Annotated in this window: 15 protein-coding genes and 1 pseudogene; 11 read left to right on the forward strand and 5 right to left on the reverse strand. The window is 68.1% G+C overall.

From position 1 onward, the window contains the following. Positions 1-17: 17 nt before the first annotated feature. Complete coding sequence (locus tag HC031_RS19240; RefSeq protein ID WP_167926746.1) at positions 18-1,943, reverse strand: 2-oxoacid:acceptor oxidoreductase subunit alpha; 1,926 nt, start codon at positions 1,941-1,943, stop codon at positions 18-20. Then, positions 1,940-3,181 carry an NAD(P)/FAD-dependent oxidoreductase gene (locus tag HC031_RS19245; RefSeq protein WP_167926747.1) on the reverse strand — a complete coding sequence of 414 codons (1,242 nt, stop codon included), beginning with the start codon at positions 3,179-3,181 and terminating at the stop codon, positions 1,940-1,942. Before HC031_RS19245 ends, HC031_RS19240 begins: the two co-directional genes overlap by 4 nt. Positions 3,182-3,257: 76 nt before the next feature. On the opposite strand from HC031_RS19245, the gene npdG reads away from it, so the two are divergent. The 5 genes and pseudogenes from npdG to HC031_RS19270 form a co-directional block, all read left to right on the forward strand. Then, positions 3,258-3,941: an NADPH-dependent F420 reductase gene (npdG, locus tag HC031_RS19250; protein ID WP_167926748.1), complete on the forward strand. Its 684-nt coding sequence runs from the start codon at positions 3,258-3,260 to the stop codon at positions 3,939-3,941. Positions 3,942-3,952: 11 nt separating this feature from the next. Next, positions 3,953-6,505, forward strand: a complete 2,553-nt coding sequence (locus tag HC031_RS19255; protein WP_205862956.1) for a bifunctional FO biosynthesis protein CofGH — start codon at positions 3,953-3,955, stop codon at positions 6,503-6,505. 13 nt (positions 6,506-6,518) lie between these two features. Next, a complete protein-coding gene (locus HC031_RS19260) occupies positions 6,519-8,219 on the forward strand; it encodes an FAD-dependent oxidoreductase (RefSeq protein WP_167926749.1) in 1,701 nt (566 codons plus the stop codon). Next, positions 8,216-8,542, forward strand: a complete 327-nt coding sequence (gene fdxA / locus HC031_RS19265; protein ID WP_167926750.1) for a ferredoxin — start codon at positions 8,216-8,218, stop codon at positions 8,540-8,542. Before HC031_RS19260 ends, fdxA begins: the two co-directional genes overlap by 4 nt. A gap of 186 nt (positions 8,543-8,728) precedes the next feature. Next, positions 8,729-8,977, forward strand: a pseudogene (locus tag HC031_RS19270) (IS110 family transposase); the annotation flags it as partial. Between the two features lie 96 nt (positions 8,978-9,073). Here HC031_RS19270 and HC031_RS19275 read toward each other — a convergent pair. Then, positions 9,074-10,681 (reverse strand): FAD-dependent oxidoreductase, encoded by a 1,608-nt coding sequence (locus tag HC031_RS19275; protein ID WP_167926751.1) that lies wholly within the window; start codon positions 10,679-10,681, stop codon positions 9,074-9,076. A 16-nt stretch (positions 10,682-10,697) separates the two neighbouring features. Continuing rightward, positions 10,698-11,957, reverse strand: coding sequence for a cytochrome P450 (locus HC031_RS19280; protein ID WP_167926752.1), 1,260 nt, complete (start codon positions 11,955-11,957; stop codon positions 10,698-10,700). Between the two features lie 90 nt (positions 11,958-12,047). On the opposite strand from HC031_RS19280, the gene HC031_RS19285 reads away from it, so the two are divergent. Genes HC031_RS19285 through HC031_RS19310 form a run of 6 tightly spaced genes read left to right on the forward strand, consistent with a single transcriptional unit; the run spans position 12,048 to position 18,059 of the window. Then, a complete protein-coding gene (locus HC031_RS19285) occupies positions 12,048-12,239 on the forward strand; it encodes a ferredoxin (RefSeq protein WP_167926753.1) in 192 nt (63 codons plus the stop codon). Positions 12,240-12,241: 2 nt separating this feature from the next. Then, the gene (locus HC031_RS19290) at positions 12,242-13,582 is read left to right on the forward strand and encodes an acyclic terpene utilization AtuA family protein (RefSeq protein ID WP_167926754.1); all 1,341 of its coding nucleotides are present in this window, start codon (positions 12,242-12,244) and stop codon (positions 13,580-13,582) included. Beyond that, entirely contained in the window at positions 13,579-13,893 is a 315-nt protein-coding gene (locus tag HC031_RS19295) for an AtuA-related protein (protein WP_167926755.1), read from the forward strand. Before HC031_RS19290 ends, HC031_RS19295 begins: the two co-directional genes overlap by 4 nt. Continuing rightward, positions 13,890-15,368, forward strand: a complete 1,479-nt coding sequence (locus HC031_RS19300; RefSeq protein ID WP_205862958.1) for an aldehyde dehydrogenase family protein — start codon at positions 13,890-13,892, stop codon at positions 15,366-15,368. Before HC031_RS19295 ends, HC031_RS19300 begins: the two co-directional genes overlap by 4 nt. Beyond that, a complete protein-coding gene (locus HC031_RS19305) occupies positions 15,365-16,906 on the forward strand; it encodes an AMP-binding protein (protein ID WP_205862959.1) in 1,542 nt (513 codons plus the stop codon). Before HC031_RS19300 ends, HC031_RS19305 begins: the two co-directional genes overlap by 4 nt. Continuing rightward, positions 16,899-18,059, forward strand: coding sequence for a CoA transferase (locus HC031_RS19310; RefSeq protein WP_167926757.1), 1,161 nt, complete (start codon positions 16,899-16,901; stop codon positions 18,057-18,059). Before HC031_RS19305 ends, HC031_RS19310 begins: the two co-directional genes overlap by 8 nt. 7 nt (positions 18,060-18,066) lie before the next feature. Here HC031_RS19310 and HC031_RS19315 read toward each other — a convergent pair whose 3' ends face one another. Next, complete coding sequence (locus HC031_RS19315) at positions 18,067-19,104, reverse strand: LLM class flavin-dependent oxidoreductase (RefSeq protein ID WP_167926758.1); 1,038 nt, start codon at positions 19,102-19,104, stop codon at positions 18,067-18,069. Positions 19,105-19,122: the final 18 nt, after the last annotated feature.

The following is a 19,122-nucleotide window of genomic DNA, read 5'->3' on the forward strand; positions in this document are numbered from 1 at the left end:
CCTTGCTTGTTGCCAGCTCAGCTGTGGTTGGCCGCGTCTGGGGCGGACAGGTTCTTGACGATGTCCATAAACACGCTGCAGAGCTCCTCGGCCCCGAACGGCACCCCCCGAACGGATGTGTAGCTCTGCACGTCGACGAGGTACTTCGCCCGCAACAGCATCGACAGCTGTCCGAGGTTCATCTCCGGAACGATCACCTGGTCATAGGAGCGCAGGATGTCACCGAGGTTCGACGGGAACGGATTCAGATGCCGTAGGTGAACCTGTGCGATGTCGTAGCCGGCCTTGCGTACCCGCCGTACTCCTGCCCCGATGGGCCCATAGGTGGAGCCCCAGCCGAGCGCCAGGACGCGGGCCCTGCCGCAAGGGTCGTCCACCTCGAGGTCAGGGATCGACCGTGCCACGCCGTCGACCTTGGCCTGCCGGGTGCGGACCATCAGGTCGTGGTTGGCCGGATCGTAGGAGATCTCGCCGGTGCCGTCCTTCTTCTCGATCCCACCGATCCGGTGCTCCAGGCCCGGGATCCCCGGAGGTGCCCAGGGCCGGGCAAGCGTGTCGGGATCACGCTTGTACGGATGGAAGGTCTCGGTCCCGTCGTCGGCGACGTGATTCGGGCTGGTCGCGAACGCGGGGTCGATGGTCGGCAGTTCCGAGACGTCCGGGATCCGCCACGGCTCGGAGCTGTTGGCCAGCATCCCGTCCGACAGCAGCATCACCGGGGTCCGGTAGGTCACTGCGATCCGGGCCGCCTCAACCGCGGCATCGAAGCAGTCGGCCGGCGATTGCGGCGCCACGATCGGGATCGGCGCTTCGCCGTTGCGGCCGAACATCGCCTGCAGCAGGTCAGCCTGCTCGGTCTTGGTCGGCAGACCCGTGGAGGGGCCACCCCGCTGCACGTCGACCACCAGCAGCGGAAGCTCCAGCATCACGGCTAGGCCGATCGTCTCCGACTTCAACGCGATGCCGGGTCCGGAGGTGGTGGTCACCCCGAGCGACCCGCCGAACGAGGCGCCGATGGCGGCGCCGATGGCGGCAATCTCGTCCTCGGCCTGGAAGGTGGTCACACCGAAGTTCTTGTGCTTGCTCAGCTCGTGCAGGATGTCGCTGGCCGGGGTGATCGGGTAGGCGCCGAGCAGGACGTCCAGTCCGCTCAGCTGGCCGGCGGCGACGATCCCGTACGACAGCGCGACATTCCCGGTGATGTTGCGATAGGTGCCCTCCGGCATCCTGGCGGGCTTGACCTCGTACCGGATCGCGAACGCCTCGGTGGTCTCACCGAAGTTCCATCCGGTCTTGAACGCGGTGAGGTTGGCATCTCGGATCGCCGGCTTCTTCGCGAACCGGGCCTCGATGAAGTCGATGGTGCCCTGGGTCGGCCGGCCGTACATCCACGACAGCAAACCGAGCGCGAACATGTTCTTAGCCCGGGCGGCGTCCTTGCGGGAGAGCCCGAACTCTTTGACTGCCTCGACCGTCATCCCGGTCAGGTCCAGCGCGTGGAGGTTGAAGTCGTCGAGCGACCCATCCTCGAGCGGATTGTCCGAGTAACCGGCCTTGCTCAAGTTGCGGGAGGTGAAGTCATGTGAGTCGGCAATGATCGTGCTGCCGGCCCGCATGTCGGTGATGTTCGCCTTCAGGGCTGCCGGGTTCATCGCCACCAGTACGTCGGGACGGTCGCCCGGCGTCAGGATGTCGTAGTTGGCGAAGTGCACCTGGAATGACGAGACGCCAGGGATGGTGCCCTGAGGTGCCCGGATCTCGGCCGGAAAGTTGGGCAGCGTCGACAGATCATTGCCGAATGACGCGGTCTCCTGGGTGAACCGATCCCCGGTCAGCTGCATTCCGTCACCGGAGTCCCCGGCGAACCGGATGATAACGCGGTCTAGCCTCTCGACCTGCCGGTCGCCTGTGCGTGCGGGCGTGGTCCCGGTGCTCGACGTCAACGCGTGCCCTCTCTCACGAGCTCGGCGGCTGGTGCCGGTGTGTTGGCATCGATCAGCGCCTGACGGTAGGTGATCATCTGCTTCGGCATGCCCAGGAGGACGACGCCGACCAGGGTGTTGTCGCGGTGGTAGCCGAGCACGGCCTCGGATGTCAGATCGCCCTCCAGAACGCGGACGTCGTCTCGCCCGAGGGCGGGGATTCCGAAGGACTGGATACGGGTGCCGTACTGGTCGCTCCAGAACGTGGGGAGCGGGTTGAACGCAGGACCGGTGATCGGCTTTCCAGTGATTCCGGCGATGAGCGAGCGTGCCGCGTGGCCGGCCATGTCCGTGGGCATCGTCCAGTGTTCGATGCGGCAGGGCATGCCTCCAAACATGGGTACCGGGAACCTGGCGACGTCGCCGATGGCCACCACGTCGCGGAGCGGGCCGGTAGCAGTCAGCGGGTGTAGGTCCACGTCACACAGGACCCCGTTGGTGAGGTCGAGGCCCTGTCCCTCGAGCCATCCGGTGTTCGCGGTGGAGCCCACCGCTTCGACGACGACGTCGGCGACGAGCCAGCTGCCATCGTCGAGCTCGACGGTCGTGGGCCCATCGGCGGCCTCTCGATGCAGTGCCGCCACGGTCCGCCTGGTCCTGAACCGGACGCCCTGACTCTCATGTCGGCGCTGTACCTCGGCTCCGAGGATGTACCCGGCCGGACCTTCGAGCGGCACCGAAAAGGGCTCGACAACCGATACTTCGCAGCCGAGCGACACCGCCGTGCTCGCCACCTCGCAGCCGATGAACCCTCCGCCGATGATGACCACTCGGCTGCCGTCCTCGAGGTCCTCGCGGAGCGCCTTGGCGTCTTCGATGGTCCGCACGGTGTGCCGCCACGAGCGGGGGGCCGCGAGGTTCAGTCGCCGCGCGGACACCCCGGTCGCGATGACCAAACCGTCGTACGGCAGGGTGGATCCGTCGTCAAGGGTCACGGTGCGGTCGCGCAGGTCGGCCGACCGGACCGTTGTGCCGAGACGCCATTCCACATCGGCAGTGGACGGTCGCTGCCGGAAGGCGAGGCCCTCAGGGTCCGCACCGTCGCGCAAGGCGGTCTTGGTCAGAGGTGGACGATTGTACGGCGGATGGGGCTCGCTGCCGATGACGGTGACAGGCTCGGCCCAACCAGCGGCGCGCAGCTGCTCGGCTGCTCGCAGCCCGGCCAGTCCGGCGCCGACCACCACGACCGATCTTGTCATTCAACCCTCCACCCTTGTGCCATTCTATGCATATGATTATCCTTAGAAGCCAAATCGGCAAGCTGAGGAGTCAGAATTGAGCGCAGTCGACGAACACCACCAGGTCGTGGACCGCCTCGCTGGCAAGATCATCGGGATCATTGGTGGCACGGGTCCGCAGGGCAGGGGACTGGCTCGCCGGTTCGCCGACAGTGGACTGCAGGTGGTCATCGGATCTCGGTCCGCCGACCGCGCGGAGGCGGCTGCTGCCGAGTTGGGTAGCAGCGTTCGTGGGGCGACCAACGAGGACTGTGCCGAGACCGCCGATATCGTGCTCGTCACCGTGCCCTGGGAAGGGCATCGGAGCCAGGTCGAGGCGTTGGCCAAGGAGCTGGCGGGCAAGGTCGTCGTCGACTGCGTCAACCCCCTGGCCTTCGACAAGATGGGCCCGTTTGCGCCGAGCGTTCCCGAGGGCAGCGCCGCTGAGCAGGCCCAGATGTTGCTCGCCGACGCCACCGTGGTTGCCGCCTTCCACCACCTGTCGGCAGTGGTGCTGCTCGACGACGAGGTCGCGTCGCTCGACGCCGACGTGATGGTAGTGGGCGACGACCGCGAGGCCACGAATCTGGTGCAGGATCTTGCCGGCCGGATCGCCGGCTGTAGAGGGGTGTACGCCGGGCGACTCCGCAATGCCGGCCAGGTCGAGGCCCTCACAGCCAACCTCATCGCCATCAACAAGCGCTACAAGGCGCACGCGTCGCTGCGCGTTACGGATATCTGAGAGTCTCCGCCTTGTCTTCGGTAGGCCCCGACGTCTCGTGCCCGACGCCACGGCAGGTGTCCCGTGCCGTGGCGCGCGCTCGAGACGGCAAGTCCCTCGATGTCGCGGAGGCGACAGCGCTGCTGGCGGCTCGCGGTGAACAGTTGACCGACTTGATGGCCACCGCCGCCCGAGTGCGCGACGCCGGGCTCGCCGCACTCGACCGGCCAGACACGGTCACCTACAGCCGGAAGGTGTTCATCCCGCTCACGCGGCTGTGTCGCGACCGCTGTCACTACTGCACGTTCGTGGCGACTCCGAGCCGGCTTGCGCAAGCCGGTGAGCCACCGTATCTAAGCCCCGACGGGGTTCGCGCCATCGCCGCTCAGGGCGCGGCGCTCGGCTGCAAGGAAGCTCTCTTCACCCTCGGTGACCGTCCGGAGGACCGCTGGCCCGAGGCTAAGCAATGGCTCGACGAACAGGGCTACGACTCGACCCTCGACTACGTACGGGCCATGGCAGTGCTGGTGCTGGAGGAGACCGGCCTGCTGCCACACCTGAACCCGGGAGTCATGACCTGGGCGGAGATCAACCGGCTTAAACCGGTCGCGCCGTCGATGGGGATGATGCTCGAGTCGACTTCCACGAGGCTCTTCACCGAGCGTAGCGCCGCTCACTACGGCTCACCGGACAAGGACCCCGCCGTCCGACTGCGGGTCCTAACGGATGCTGGGCGGTTGAACGTGCCTTTCACCACCGGCATCCTCGTCGGCATTGGAGAGACACTTCGGGAGCGCGCCGAGTCGATCTTCGCGATGCGACAGATCAGCCGCCAGTACGGGGCCGTGCAAGAGGTCATCATCCAGAACTTCCGGGCCAAGCCGGATACTGCGATGCGCAGGCACGGTGACCTCGAACTCGAGGAGCATCTTGCCGCGATCGCCACGGCACGACTCGTGCTCGGGCCGGCCATGCGCCTCCAGGCACCGCCGAACCTGGTCGACCTCGAAGCGTGCACGACCCTCCTGGCCGCGGGCATCGACGACTTCGGCGGCATCAGCCCCCTGACACCGGACCATGTCAACCCCGAACGTCCGTGGCCTGAGATCGAGAAACTCAGTCGAGCCTGCGAATCAGTCGGCTTCCGACTCGTGGAACGGCTCACCGTGCACCCGCCGTACCTCCGGGAGCCTTGGCTCGACCCGCGGCTCAAGCCACACATCGCTGCGCTGGCCGGTCCGGCGGGGCTGGCCCGGACCGACGTCACACCCAGCGGCATCCCCTGGCAGGAGCCGGACGGAGCGTACGACGGGCAGGGCTGGTCTTCTGTTGGACGCACCGACTTGCACACGAGCATCGACAGCGAGGGGCGCACGTCGGACCGCCGAGACGACTTCGATGACGTCTACGGCGACTGGGACGCGCTCCGTGAGGGGATCGCCGGTGGCCCGGAGCCACGCGGCATTGCTCCCGCTCGAATAGGCGCGGCCGGGAAGGACGCGCTCGCAGCGGCGGAACGGGACCCCGCCAACATCAGCGAGCGACACGCGCTCACATTGGTCACCGCCGAAGGCGAGCTCCTCGAACAGCTGTGTCGACTTGCGGATGATCTTCGCCGGGAGGCCGTCGGTGACGACGTCACCTACGTGGTGAACCGGAACATCAACTTCACCAACGTCTGCTACACGGGCTGCCGGTTCTGCGCGTTCGCGCAACGGCGCACGGATGCCGACGCTTACACGCTCTCGTTGGACGAGATCGGCAGCCGAGCCGAAGAGGCGGTAGCCGTCGGGGCGACCGAAGTGTGCATGCAGGGCGGCATCCATCCAGACCTGCCGGGTTCGGCGTACTTCGACATCGCTGCCGAGGTGAAGCGACGGGCACCGTCCCTGCACGTGCACGCGTTCAGTCCCATGGAGGTGATGAACGGCGTTGCCCGTACCGGGCTATCCATCCGTGACTTCCTGGTCAAGGCTCGTGAGTCCGGCGTGGATTCGTTACCCGGAACGGCAGCGGAGATTCTCGACGATGATGTCCGATGGGTGTTGACCAAGGGTAAGCTTCCCGCCTCGCAGTGGACCGAGGTGATCCGGACCGCACATGGGATAGGGCTGCCGACGACGTCGACCATGATGTACGGCCATGTTGACCATCCGGGCCATTGGGTCGCGCATCTGCGCGTCCTCGCGGATATCCAGCGCGATACCGGAGGGTTCACCGAGTTCGTCCCGCTTCCGTTCGTGCACCAGTCGGCACCTATCTACCTTGCCGGGGTTGCCCGACCCGGCCCCACCGAGCGAGACAACCGCGCCGTGCATGCACTTGCAAGGGTGATGCTCCACGGGCTGGTTCCGAACATCCAGACTTCGTGGGTGAAGCTCGGCCCGGACGTGTGCACCAAGGTCCTCCGGGGCGGCGCGAACGACCTGGGCGGGACCCTGATGGAGGAGACCATCAGCCGGATGGCCGGGTCCACCAACGGCTCCCGGCGTTCCGTGGCCGAGCTCGAGGAGATGGCCGCCCTCGCTGGCAGGCCGGCCCGCCAGCGCACGACGCTCTACACCGATCCACAAACCTCGAAATAATAAGGAGATAACCATGAGCACAAGCTCGTCAGAGGCTCCGGTCATCGTTGTGGGCGCCGGCCTCTCCGGTCTCGCCACCGCCCTCGGCGTTGCCCTGAGGGGCCGCGACGCAATCGTTCTCGAGGCCGGCGACATGGTCGGTGGGGCTGCGGCGTACTCCGGTGGTCAGGTGTGGGTGGGTGCAAACCACGTCGCCGAGCGTGAAGGCATCCACGACACCCTCGATGAGGCCGAGAAGTACGTCCGCGCCATCGCACACGACCATCCGGAGGTGCTCGACGAGTCGGCGATGTATCGGTGGCTCACCACGTCTCCGTCGGCAATGAAGCACTGGGAGGACGTCGGTGCGATCCGATGGACGGTAATTCCTGGCCTAGCGGACTACCACAACGAATGTGAGGGTGCGGCGCCTGCCGGGCGCTACCTCACCAACGAGGTCATCGACGGAAGCGTCCTGGGCGAGTGGCGACAGAGGTTGCGGGTCAGCCCCTACTTCCCCGTCGGTACGACGTACGCCGACATGTTCGTAAAGGGGCGGAGGCTCACCTACGTCGACGACAACGAGTCCGGCGAGTCCCAGGCGGGGGTGCAGGCCTTCGGCATCGTCGAGAGCCGTGAGCCGACGGCCCACAAGGACGGGGACCCGCTCACGTTTGGTACCGGCGTGGTGGCCAGCTTCCTTGCGCGTGTGCTCCAGGAGGAGCGGGTTTCCCTGCACACCTCGCACCGGGTGGTCGAGCTGCTCACCGGCGAAAACGGTGCGGTTGTGGGTGTACGTGCGATCGGTCCCGACGGGCCTGTTGACCTGCACGGCCCTGTGGTGCTCGCGACGAGCACCTACGACTGGGACGCGGAACTGGTCGAGGAGCTCGTCGGGCTAGGACCGGAAGACTTCGGCAGCGTCGCCCCCGATACGCTGCGCGGCGATGGGATCAAGCTCGCCCGTTCTGTCGGCGGAGCCGTCGCGCGGATCCCGGCGACCAAAGTGCCGATGCTCCCCGGTTGGCAGTCTGCGGTCGGCGAGGGTTTCGCGTACGGGCCCGACTACGCTATGCCCCACTGCATGATTGTCGATGCCAGCGGGAAGCGGTACTGCGACGACTCCTACTGGGTCGACATCGTCGACAAGACGATGAACCCGGACGACCGGCACCTGCCGTTCTTCTTGATCTTCGACGAGCAGCACCACCGCAAGTACGGGCTGGGCATCACCCCGCCCGGAGGCACGTATCCCGAAGGACTGGTCACGTCTGCGCCGACGTTGCGGGAACTCGGCGAGGCGCTGGGCATCGACGGGATCCGGCTCGAGGAGACCGCGGCCAAGTTCAGCGAGCACGCGCTCCGAGGAGAGGACCCGGACTTCGGGCGGGGCAACGTCGACTATGTGCGCCGGTTCGCCGGTGATCCGGCCAACGAGCCGAGCCCGGTCCTGGGACCCATCACTGAGGCGCCATTCCACGGCTTCCGGCTGCGGTTCGTCGGCACCGGCATTGGTTCCAGTGGCGTGCACATCGACCGCGATGGGCATGTCCTGTCGGTGAGCGGATCGATCGTGCCCGGTCTGTATGCCGTCGGGTCGTGCGCAGCGCTTACGACAACAGGATCCGGCTACAACAGCGGCTTCGCGCTTGGTCGCGGGCTCACCCTGGCCTACCTGGTGGCCCACGAGCTGACCGGTGAGCCGGTGCCCGACCTGAAAGAGAATCCAGCATGACCTACGTCATTGCGCTTCCGTGCGTGGACCTCAAGGACCGCGCCTGCGTGGATGAATGCCCGGTGGACTGCATCTACGAAGGTTCGCGGATGCTCTACATCCACCCCGACGAGTGTGTCGACTGCGGCGCCTGCGAGCCGGTCTGCCCGGTCGAGGCGATCGCCCACGAGGACGACGTGCCCGAGGACCTCAACTCCTTCCACCGAGCCAATGCCGAGTTCTTCGCCGACCTGGGCTCACCGGGCGGGGCATCGGGAGTCGACTTCACCGACCGGGACCACCCGATGGTCGCCGCGCTGCCGCCCCAGGAACACCACGACTGACAGAGATGATGTTCATGAGCACCTCCCGCCGAGGTCTGACCCAGCGACTGACTGACTTCGGGTCCTTAATGGGATTTGTCGACCTCGGTCGGGAGGTGCTTGTGCACTCCACTGGACGTGGCGTTGTGACTTCATAGGCGCCTGGCCAGAGGCCCCATCTCCGTCTTGTCCGCGTTGCCCGGCTGGTGCGTGCCGCCGCCCTGGCCGGCGAGCGGACCGGCACCGGCTCACCGCGGCGGTGACCGGCAGGCCAACGCCGCCCTCTACCGTGTCGTGCTCTGCCGCCTGCGCTACGACCCCCGCACCCGCGCACACGCCGAACGACGCACCAAGGAAGGCCTGTCCAAGAAAGAGATCGTCCGATGCCTCAAACGCTACATCGCCCGCGGGCTCGACCAGCTCATCACATCAAACGATCTTGAACTCTCCGCTTGACATCCATAGGAGCATCCCGCGGCGTGAGCAATAGCGAGGGGCTGGGACATGAGTGTCCCAGCCCCTCGTTCCATCTTGCCGCTACCGGGCCGGTCGTCAGCAGCCCTTCGCTGCCCGCCGACCGGCCCGGTAGCCGAAGACCAGCGCAGGGCCGAGCGTGCCGCCGGCGCCCCCGTAGACCATGCCAGTCGCACCGGCCATCGCGTTGCCCGCGGCGAACAGGCCGGGGATCACGTTGCCGTCCACGTCGAGCACCGCACCGTCGACGTCAGTGCGCGGGCCACCCTTGGTGCCCAGCGCCGACGAGACCAGTTCGACGGCGTAGTACGGGCCTTCGTCGAGTGGCCCAAGAGTCGCCATCGGCCCCGGGTACTTGGTCCGGTCACCGCACCAGCCGTCGTACGCGCTGTCGCCCCGATTGAAGTCGTCATCGTGCCCTGAGCTGACCAGTTCGTTGAACCGGGCAACCGTCTTCTCCAGCTGATCGGCCGGCACGTCGATCTTCTCGGCCAGCGAGGCCAGCGAGTCCCCGCGCACTGCCCAGCCGGGTGCAGGTCCCCCAGGGCCGGCGCCAAACCCGCCGTACCTCTCGACGAACCCCTGGTCGAAGACGAGCCAGCAGGGCTGGTTGAGATAGCTGAAGGACGTGGGGTCGAACTGGTGGAATGCCCCACCCAGCGCATTGTAGTTCGCCGCTTCGTTGGTGAAACGCTTGCCGAACCGATTCACCATGATTGACCGAGGGAGCGTCCGCTCCCGCAGGATCAGCATCACCGGCTGGCGATCGTCGGGATGCGCTTTGGGGAGGGCGGCAACCGGGACCCACCACGCCTCACGCATGTTGCCGAGCTGTGCGCCGACCCTCATCGCCATCCGCAAGCCGTCCCCGGTGTTGGTGGCAACGCCGGCGGGATACTTGATCGGGCCACGAAGGAAGTCGCGGACCAGGGCCTCGTCTGACTCGAACCCGCCGGTGGCGATCACCACGGACTTAGTCCGCACCTCGCGGACCCCGTCCGGGCTCTCAAAGCGGACACCGCGCACGGCGCCGTCCTCCATCAGCAGCTCGACGGCACGGTGCTCGAGCTGTGGCACGACATTATGGTTCAGGCACCCCTTGAGCAATGCGCCCACCATCGCCCTGCCGAGGCCCTCGATGGATCGGGATCGCCGTTGGGCCTCCACCTCGGGATCGATGACGCCCGTCCCCCCACCGATGGGGGTCTCGGTGACCCGCATCGGTCGGGTCACGCCGACCATGCGTTCGCCCCAACCAGGGATTTCGTCGAAGGAGAAGAGCTCCGGTTCCAAGGAGCGACCGCCTTGGGGCTTTCCGCCCGGGTGCTCCGGGTGGTAATCCGGAAACCCGGGTACGAGCCGCAGCTTGAGCGGCGTCGAGGACTCCAGCCACTCGATCAGCTCCGGGCCGGTGTCGATCAACGTCTCCGCGAGCTCGGGCAGGATCATCCCGTGCGACAGTGACGCCAGGTAGGCCAGGGCGTCCTCGCGCGAGTCCGCGACGCCGGCCTGTGCGGCGTACTTGTTGTTCGGGATCCAGGCCACGGCGCTGGCCAGCGCCGTGGTGCCGCCGACCTTGTCGGCCTTCTCGAACAGCCCGACCGACGCGTCGGCGTCTGCGGCGGCGAGCGCCGCGGTGAGCCCGGAGGCGCCGGTGCCGAGGACGACGACGTCGTATGACTCCATGCAAGGGCCGCCTTGGTCAGTAGGAGGGGGTGGACTCGCGGGACGCCGACGAGAGGATCCGGGGACCGGGCGTGAAGGTGACAGGGATGCTTACGTAGCCCGTGTTGGTGCCCTGGTGCGGGTAGGGCTTGAGCGCATCGAGGTCGACCCTGTAGTCCGGCAGCCGGGTGAGGATCTGGCTGAGCAGCTCCTTGGCCATGGCCCGCCCGAGGTTGGACCCTGCGCACCGGTGCACCCCGATGCCGAAGGCGGTATGCCGGTTGGGCCAACGGTGGATGTCGACCTCATCGGGGTTCTCGAACTGGTTGGGGTCGCGGTTTGCGGACGCCCAGGACAGCAGCACTCGGTCGCCCTTCTTCATCGGGCAGCCGAGCTTTTCGGTGTCCTCGGTGACGGTCCGGGCCAGCGCCTGGGTGGGGGAAAAGTAGCGAAGGAACTCCTCAATGGCCTTGTTCAGCAGTGAGAGGTCGGCTTGCAGTTCGGAGCGGACCTCGGGGTGCTGGTAGAGCCACACCACGGTGTTCGAGACCAGCGACGCGGTGGTGCCCACCCCGCCGGACAGCAGCAGGTCGACCATCGCGAACACCTCGTCGTCGGTGACCGGTCGGCCGTCGACCTCCTGCTGCACCAGGTAGCTGATGATGTCGTCGGTCGGCTCTGCCCGCCGGTCGGCGATCACCTGTCGCGTGACCTTCTCGAGGTGGGGCAGGTCAACCTTGACGGCCTGGTCGAACTCGTCGGTGCCCGGCACCGCGATGAGCAAGGCGTGGAAGGCTCTTGCGTAGGTCTTCCAGTGCTCGATCGGCAGTCCGAGCCAGTCGACCGTCACGATCGCGGGTACCCCGATGACCGAGGTGATGTCGGCTGCCCCGACCTCGATGATGTCGTCGATGAAAGCGGTGACGTAGTGCTTGACCATCCGCTCCATCCGCTCGACCGCGGCCGGCGCGGTGATCGGGTTGATGATCTTGCGCCACTTCCGGAACTCCGGCGGGTCGATCTCGATCGGGATATGGAACGGCGCCGGCGTCTTCGGGATCACCACCGACAACCCCTCACCGCCGTAGGTGTTGCGTTCGGAGGAGAAGGTCGCGTCGTCGCGCGCGGCCTCGAAGACAGCCTTGTAGTCAGACAGCACCCAGTACCCGCCGTGGGCCTCGGTCCATGCCACCGGCGTCGTCTCACGGAGAGCCTTGTAGGAGCCGGCCGGGTCAGCGGAGTGCTCGTCGGAGTTGTGGTCGAAGTGTACGACCGGACAACGGGCCGTTTCCGTCATATCGACGCCTCCTTAGGGTTCCCTCTACCCTGATCATGGTTATACTCGATCCCGCCGGTGTCAAGGTGAGTTTTCAACGAGGAGGAGCACATGAAGGTACGCGTCGTCGAGGACAAGTGCCAGGGCCATGGCCTGTGCCGGCTGAGCAGCCCTAACCTCTTCTACGCGCGTGAGGAGGACGGGCACGCGTATGTGAAGGACGAGAACGTGCCGGCCGGCAAGGAGGACGAGGCGCAGCTCGCCGCAGACAGCTGCCCCGAGCTCGCGATCGAGGTCGACTGACCATGCCCGAGGCGTTGGCTCCGGTGTTGAGCATCGGGTCAGGTTCGGCGTACGCCAACGACCGGCTGGAGCCGGCCGCGGCCATGGCCGACAGCGGTCGCGTCTCCTACATGGGGTTCGACTGCCTGGCCGAACGAACCATGGCACTCGCCCACGTCCGTCGTCGGCAGGACCCCTCGACCGGGCAGGACGAGCGCATCGGAGCCCTCGTCCCACTGCTGCGTGGCTACCTGTCCCGAGGCGGCAAGGTGGTCGGCAATTTCGGTGCGGCCAACCCCGACGCCGCCTACGAGGAGTTCGCGGCGCACCTGCGCAAGGTCGGTCTGCTGGGTGTGCGGATCGGTGTCATCCGCGGGGACGACGTGCACGACCTGGTCACCCGTCTGGACTGCGCGCTGCCCGAGCTGGGCACCACGGTGGGCGCGCTCGGTGACCGGATCGTCTCGGCCAACGCCTACATTGGCGCCCTGCCGATCGTCGACTGCCTGCGCGAGGACGCGCAGATCGTGCTCGGCGGCCGCCTCGCGGATCCGTCGCTATTTGTCGGTCCGATCTGCCACGAGCTGGGTTGGGACCTCACGGACTGGGACCGCGTCGGGCACGCCACGATGGTGGGCCACCTGCTCGAGTGCGGCGTGCACTCCACGGGAGGCAACTTCGAGGATCCGCCGTACCGGCGGGTCCCGGACCCGCACAACCTCGGCTACCCCCTCGCCGACGTCGAGGACGGGTCGGTCGTGGTCACGAAGCTGCCCGGCACCGGCGGCGCCGTCGACGAGCTCACCATGAAGACCCAGCTCTACTACGAGATCCACGATCCTGCGCGCTACCTGACGCCGGACGTGACCGCGGACTTCACCGGCGTCACGATCGAGGACCTCGGCGACAACCGGGTCCGTCTCTCCGGCGCCCGGGGTCGGGAGTGGCCCAGCCACCTGAAGGTGCTGGTCGGCGTGGACCAGGGTTGGAAGGCCGTCGGCGAGATGTCCTACGGCGGACCGGGGTGCGTCGATCGGGCACGTCGGGCCGAGGAGATCGTCCGCGCCAGGCTGGACGCGTTCGGGAGCGACATCGACGACCTGCGGGTCGATCTGCAGGGCGTGGGATCGCTGTTCGGTGACCGCCTGGTCGGTGGCGAGCCGACCGAGGTGCGCCTCCGCCTCGCGGTCCGTACGCCGAACATGGAGGCTGCCCGCGCCGCCGTGCACGAGGTCGAGCTCCTCTACTTCGGGCCGGCCGGCGGCGGTGGCGCGACCGGGAGCGTGGTTCCGGCACTCGGTGTCACCCCCGCTTACGTGCCGCGGGAGCAGGTCCGGCTGGAGACCGAGGTGCTGGAGTCATGAAGCTGCGCGAGATGGCCTACAGCCGGTCCGGCGACAAGGGAGACGTCAGCAACATCTGCGTCTTCGTCTACGACCAGGCCGACTACCCGACGCTCGTCGAGCAGCTCACCGCCGACGTCGTCCGCGAGCACTTCGGAGCGCTGGTCCAAGGCAACGTGGTCCGGTACGAGCTGCCCAACGTGCACGGCCTCAACTTCGTGCTGGACAAGGCCCTCGGTGGCGGAGTCTCGATGACGCTGCGAGTGGACCCGCACGGCAAGGCGTTCCAGTCCCTCATCCTCGACATCGACCTTCCAGGGGACCAGCGGTGACCAGCGTGTCCGAGCTCGCGACCGACCTCGCCCGGCAGACCTGCTTCATCGACGGGCAGTGGACCACAGGGGACGCCGGGGCGTTCATCAGCATCGAGCCGGGCACCGCAACCGAGCTGGCCACCTGGTCGATGGCGACGGTGGACCAGGCGGACGCCGCGATCGCCGCGGCCCGCCGCACCTTCGACCAGGCGCTGTGGCGGGCTAAGCCGCCGGCTGAGCGGGCGGCGGTGCTGCGCCGGCTGGCGGACCTGCTGGACCGCGACCGGGAGCAACTGGCACAGCTGATCACCGCCGAGGTCGGGTCCCCGATCAGCCTGGCGCGCACGCTGCAGACGGCGACCCCGGCGGTCAACCTCCGGTGGGCCGCCGACGCCGCGGAGCGCGGCCCACGGGGCGGGTACCGGGAGGAACTGCCCGAACAGCAAGGCCCGCCGGCCTCCAAGAGCGTGCTGCTGCGCGAGCCGATCGGCGTGGTCGCCGCGATCACGGCGTACAACTACCCGATCAACCTGATCGCCTGGAAGGTCGGACCGGCCCTGGCCGCCGGATGCTCGGTCGTGCTGCTGCCCTCACCGCGCGGCGCCCTCAACACCGTGGCGTTCGTGCGGCTCGCCGAGGAGGCGGGAGTGCCCGCCGGTGTACTCAACCTGGTGGTCGGGGACGCCTCGGTGGGCGAGCGGCTGGCCTCGCACCCCGCGGTGGACATGGTCTCCTTCACCGGATCCGACCAGATCGGCGCCGCGGTGATGGCGGCCGCGTCGCAGACCCACAAGAACGTAGTTCTCGAGCTCGGCGGCAAGTCACCCACGGTCGTCCTTCCAGGGGCCGACCTGGACCGGGCGGTTGGCCCGTCGATGCTGCGGTTCTGCCGCAACGCGGGGCAGGGGTGCGGGGCGACCACCCGCATCCTGGTGCACCGCGACGACTACGACGCATTCGTGGCCAAGGCCACCGCCTTCCTCACGGCGCTGCCTGTCGGTGACCCCACCCAGGAGTCGACCGAGGTCGGCCCGCTAATCACCGAGGAGCACCGGAGCCGGGTCGAAGGCTACCTCCAGCGGGCGGTGGACAAGGGCGCGACCGTGCTCGCCGGTGGCGGCCGTCCCGCAGACCTGGACGGCTACTTCCTGAAACCCACGCTGCTCACCGGCGTCCACCCCGACGACGAGATCGCGCAGGACGAGCTTTTCGCGCCGGTCGCCGTCCTGTTCTCCTACGACAGTGTCGACGAGGCGGTGGAGATCGCCAACAACAGCCGCTACGGGCTCAACGCCCTGGTATGGGGTGACCCGGAGCAGGCGATGGAGATCGCCGGACGGCTCGACACCGGGACGGTGGCCGTGAACGGCGGCGGCGGTGCCAGGCCCGACGTCCCCTGGGTCGGCCGCCGGCAGTCCGGCACCGGCTCGGAGATGGGCGAGGACGGGTTCGCCGAGTTCTTCACAGTAAAGCACCTGCAATGGCCGGCGTGAGCGCTTCCCCACTGCCGGCGTTCGCCGGCCGCGACGTCGGCTGGCTGGTCGACCGGTGGGCGGCGACCGCGCCGGACCGGACGTTCCTCACGTGGGCGCCGTTCGACGCACCCGTACGCCGCTGGACGTGGTCGGAGTTCGCCCGAGACGTCGCGGCCCTGCAGACCGGGTTTGCTCGCCGCGGCGTACGGCAGGGGGATCCGGTCGCGCTGGTAATGTCGAACCACCCCGACTTCCTGCTCGCCTGGACCGCATTGACCGCCATGGGGGCGGTCGCGGTATGCCTGAACCCGCGGCTGAGCGCTGACGAGCTCGGCTACGTCGGCTCACACTGTGGCCCGGTCGGTGCCGTGGTGAGCGGTGAGGTCGCCGACGTCGTGTCCGGCGCGATGCCGGACCTGGCCTGGGTCGCGGTCAGCGAGGGGACCGGTGCGGACGCGGTCGAGGCTTTGCTGCGCGCCGACCCGGTCGAGCGTCGCCCGTTGGTCCCGGGCGCGGCCGCCACCTCGGTGCAGTACACCTCGGGCACCACCGCGCGGCCGAAGGGCGTGGTCTGGACCCAGGCGAACTGCCTGTGGGCGGGCAAGGTCGGCGCTACGCACCAGGGATTGCGCCCCGACGACACCTACCTGATCCACCTTCCGCTGTTCCACACCAACGCGTTGTCCTACTCCTTCCTGTCGTGCCTGTGGTCGGGCACCGCACTGGTGCTGCAGCCGAAGTTCTCCGCCTCACGCTTCTGGGACGTCTCAGTGGACCATCGGGTGACCTGGACGTCCGTCGTCTCTTTCGTGCTGCGCGCCCTCGCCGACCGTGAGGTGCCCGACCGGCACGCATACCGCGGCTGGGGCAACAGCGCAAACCTCGATCCCTCACCGGTCACCGGGGGCGTGCCGGTGGTGGGCTGGTTCGGGATGACCGAGACCGTCTCGCACCCGGTGGTAGGCGACCTGCACCACCAGGATGCGCCCGGCACGATAGGCCGGCCGGCCGCGGAGTACGACGTACGCGTCGTTGACGACTCGGGGCACTCCGTGGCCCCCGGCGAGACCGGCAACCTGCACGTGCGCGGGGTGCCCGGTGTCTCGCTCTTCAAGGAGTACCTGCACGACTCCGACGCCACCGCCGCGACCTATGCAGACGATGGCTGGTTCGTGACCGGTGACCGCCTCCGCCTCGACATGGGTGGCACGCTGACCTTCGTCGAGCGGGACAAGGACGTGCTGAAGGTGGGGGGAGAGAACATCGGCGCCCCGGAGATCGAACGCGTGCTGCTCGGGGTGCCCGGTGTCCGGGAGGCGGCCGTGGTCGGGAAGCCGGACCCGATGCTTGGTGAGGTGCCGGTCGCCTTCGTCGTAACGCACGACGGCGCGGAGGTCACCGTCGGTGCGCTGGCCGGCCGGTGCTCGCAGATGCTCGCCGACTTCAAGCGGCCGCGCGAAGTGCGCATCGTCGACGACCTGCCCCGGTCCACATTGAACAAGGTCGCCAAGTCCAGACTGCGCGACCTGCTCTCCGCGGAGGCCTCCGGTGCCTGAGCCGGCCGGACCGCTCGCCGGGGTCACCGTTGTGGAGCTGGCCGGCATCGGGCCCGGGCCGTTCTGCGTGATGTTGCTGGCCGACATGGGGGCGACCGTGGTGCGGGTCGACCGGCCCGGCGCCGGGTCGGACGACTACACGCCCAACCCGGTCATCGAGCGGGGCCGGCGCTCCATCGCCGTCGATCTGAAGCACCCGGACGGGGTGGAGGTCGTGCTCCGCCTCGTGGAGTCGGCCGACGTGCTGGTGGAGAGCTACCGGCCGGGCGTCGCCGAGCGGCTCGGTGTCGGTCCGGACATCTGCCTGGCCCGCAACCCGAGGCTGGTCTTCGGCCGGATGACCGGGTGGGGCCAGGACGGTGAGCTCGCGCCGGTCGCCGGCCACGACATCAACTACATCTCGATGACCGGCGCCCTGCACGCGATGGGCCGTGCGGGTGAGCGGCCGGTCCCGCCGCTCAACCTGGTCGGTGACTTCGGTGGGGGAGCGTCCTCGCTCGCGTTCGGAATCGTGTGCGCCCTCCTAGAGGCACGGACGTCGGGCAGGGGACAGGTCGTGGACGGCAACGTCCTGGACGCGACCTCGGCGTTGATGGGGCTGGTGCACGGGCTCCGCGCAGCAGGCCGCTGGTCGCTGGAGCGTGGCTCGAACCTGCTCGACACCGGCTGCCCCTACTACGACATCTACACCTGTGCCGACGGCCGCTGGGTCGCGGTCGGTGCGATCGAGGAAAAGTTCTTCGTCAACGTGCTGCGTGTGCTCGGCCTGGATACCGACGATCGGCTGACGGGCAGCCACAAGGACCGCAGCAGGTGGCCCGTGCTGCGCAAGGCGTTGACCGCGGCGTTCGCCACGCGGACCCGGGACGAGTGGACGGCCGCCTTCGCCGGCGTGGACTGCTGCGTGACCCCCGTGCTGGACATGGACGAGGCGGCCGCACACCCCCATGCCCGGCAACGCGAGGCGTACATGCCCATCGGGGACACCGGGCACGTGCAGCCGGCGGTCGCCCCGCGCTTCAGCCGTTCCGCGACGCCGGTGCCGACGCTGCCGCCCCGGCCGGGGGAGCATACCCGTCAGATCCTCGCCGAGCACGGGTTCGGCGCGGAGCACGTCGTGCGGCTGCTCGAGTCGGGCGCGGTCGCCGACTGAGTTCGGATCAGACCGCGGCGTCGCGCACGACGCGGTCGACGGAGTCGATCTGGCGCAGGGCCGGGACGATGTCCCGACCCAGGTCGTCGAGGTACTCCACCACCTGCTCGGTGCTCATGTGTGGCCACTGCGCACGGACCAGGATCGGGTCGATCGGAACGATCGCGGAGAGATCGCGGATCTGCGCGATGCACTCGTCCGGCGTACCGATGAAGGTCTCCTTCGCGGCCACGTTGCGGAATTCCCGAGTCAGCTCGTCGGCGTCGCGGGTCGCGAGTTGGCGTGCGGCGTATGCCAGCAGGCGCTCCTTGGCCATGGACTCGAAGCGCTCGAATGCCGCGTCGGTGGTCCGGCCGGGGATGATCTCCCGCCGCAGCGGGTGCTTGACGTGGGGCCGGCCGAGCTTGTCCCGCTCGTCCTCGTAGAGCGCCATCAGCCGGACCATCTCGGGGATCTTCGTCTCCGGGGTGACCGGCCAGCCGTCGCCGAGACGCGCCGAGCGGCGGACACCGGCGTCCTTCATCGCGCCGATCCAGATCGGCGGGTGCGGGTCCTGCCACGGCCGGATGTGCGTGTGGCCGTCCTCGAGCTTCCAGAACTTGCCGTCGAAGTCGACCACGTCCTGGGTCCACAACATCTTCATCAGCCGCAGCGACTCGTCCATCATCGCGAACCGCTTGGTGAAGTCGATGCCGAAGTAGGTGAACTCGTCCTGGCGGTAGCCGGCGCCCGCGCCCACCACGAGCTTGCCCCGGGTGAGGATGTCGAGGGTGGCGAGCTCCTCGGCCAGCGCGATCGGGTGGTAGAGCGGCACCTGGATGACGGTGGTCGCCAGCGTGACGTGCTCGTCGAGTTCTGCCGCGATCCGGGCGAGCGTCGGGATCGGCTGCAACCAGCGGAGGTCGCCGTACAGGTAGTGGTGCCCGATGGTGATGTAGGAGATGCCGTTGCGCTGCGCGGCCTCGACCTGCCGCAGCAGCCCGTCGAGGTGGTCCTTCGGGGAGACGCTCGCGTGGACGTCTCCGAGAATCACACCGATCTGCACCGCAGCACTCCTTCTCCG

Origin of the sequence: Planosporangium thailandense, from assembly GCF_011947195.1 — a bacterium.
GTDB classification, from domain to species: Bacteria; Actinomycetota; Actinomycetes; order Mycobacteriales; family Micromonosporaceae; genus Planosporangium; species Planosporangium thailandense.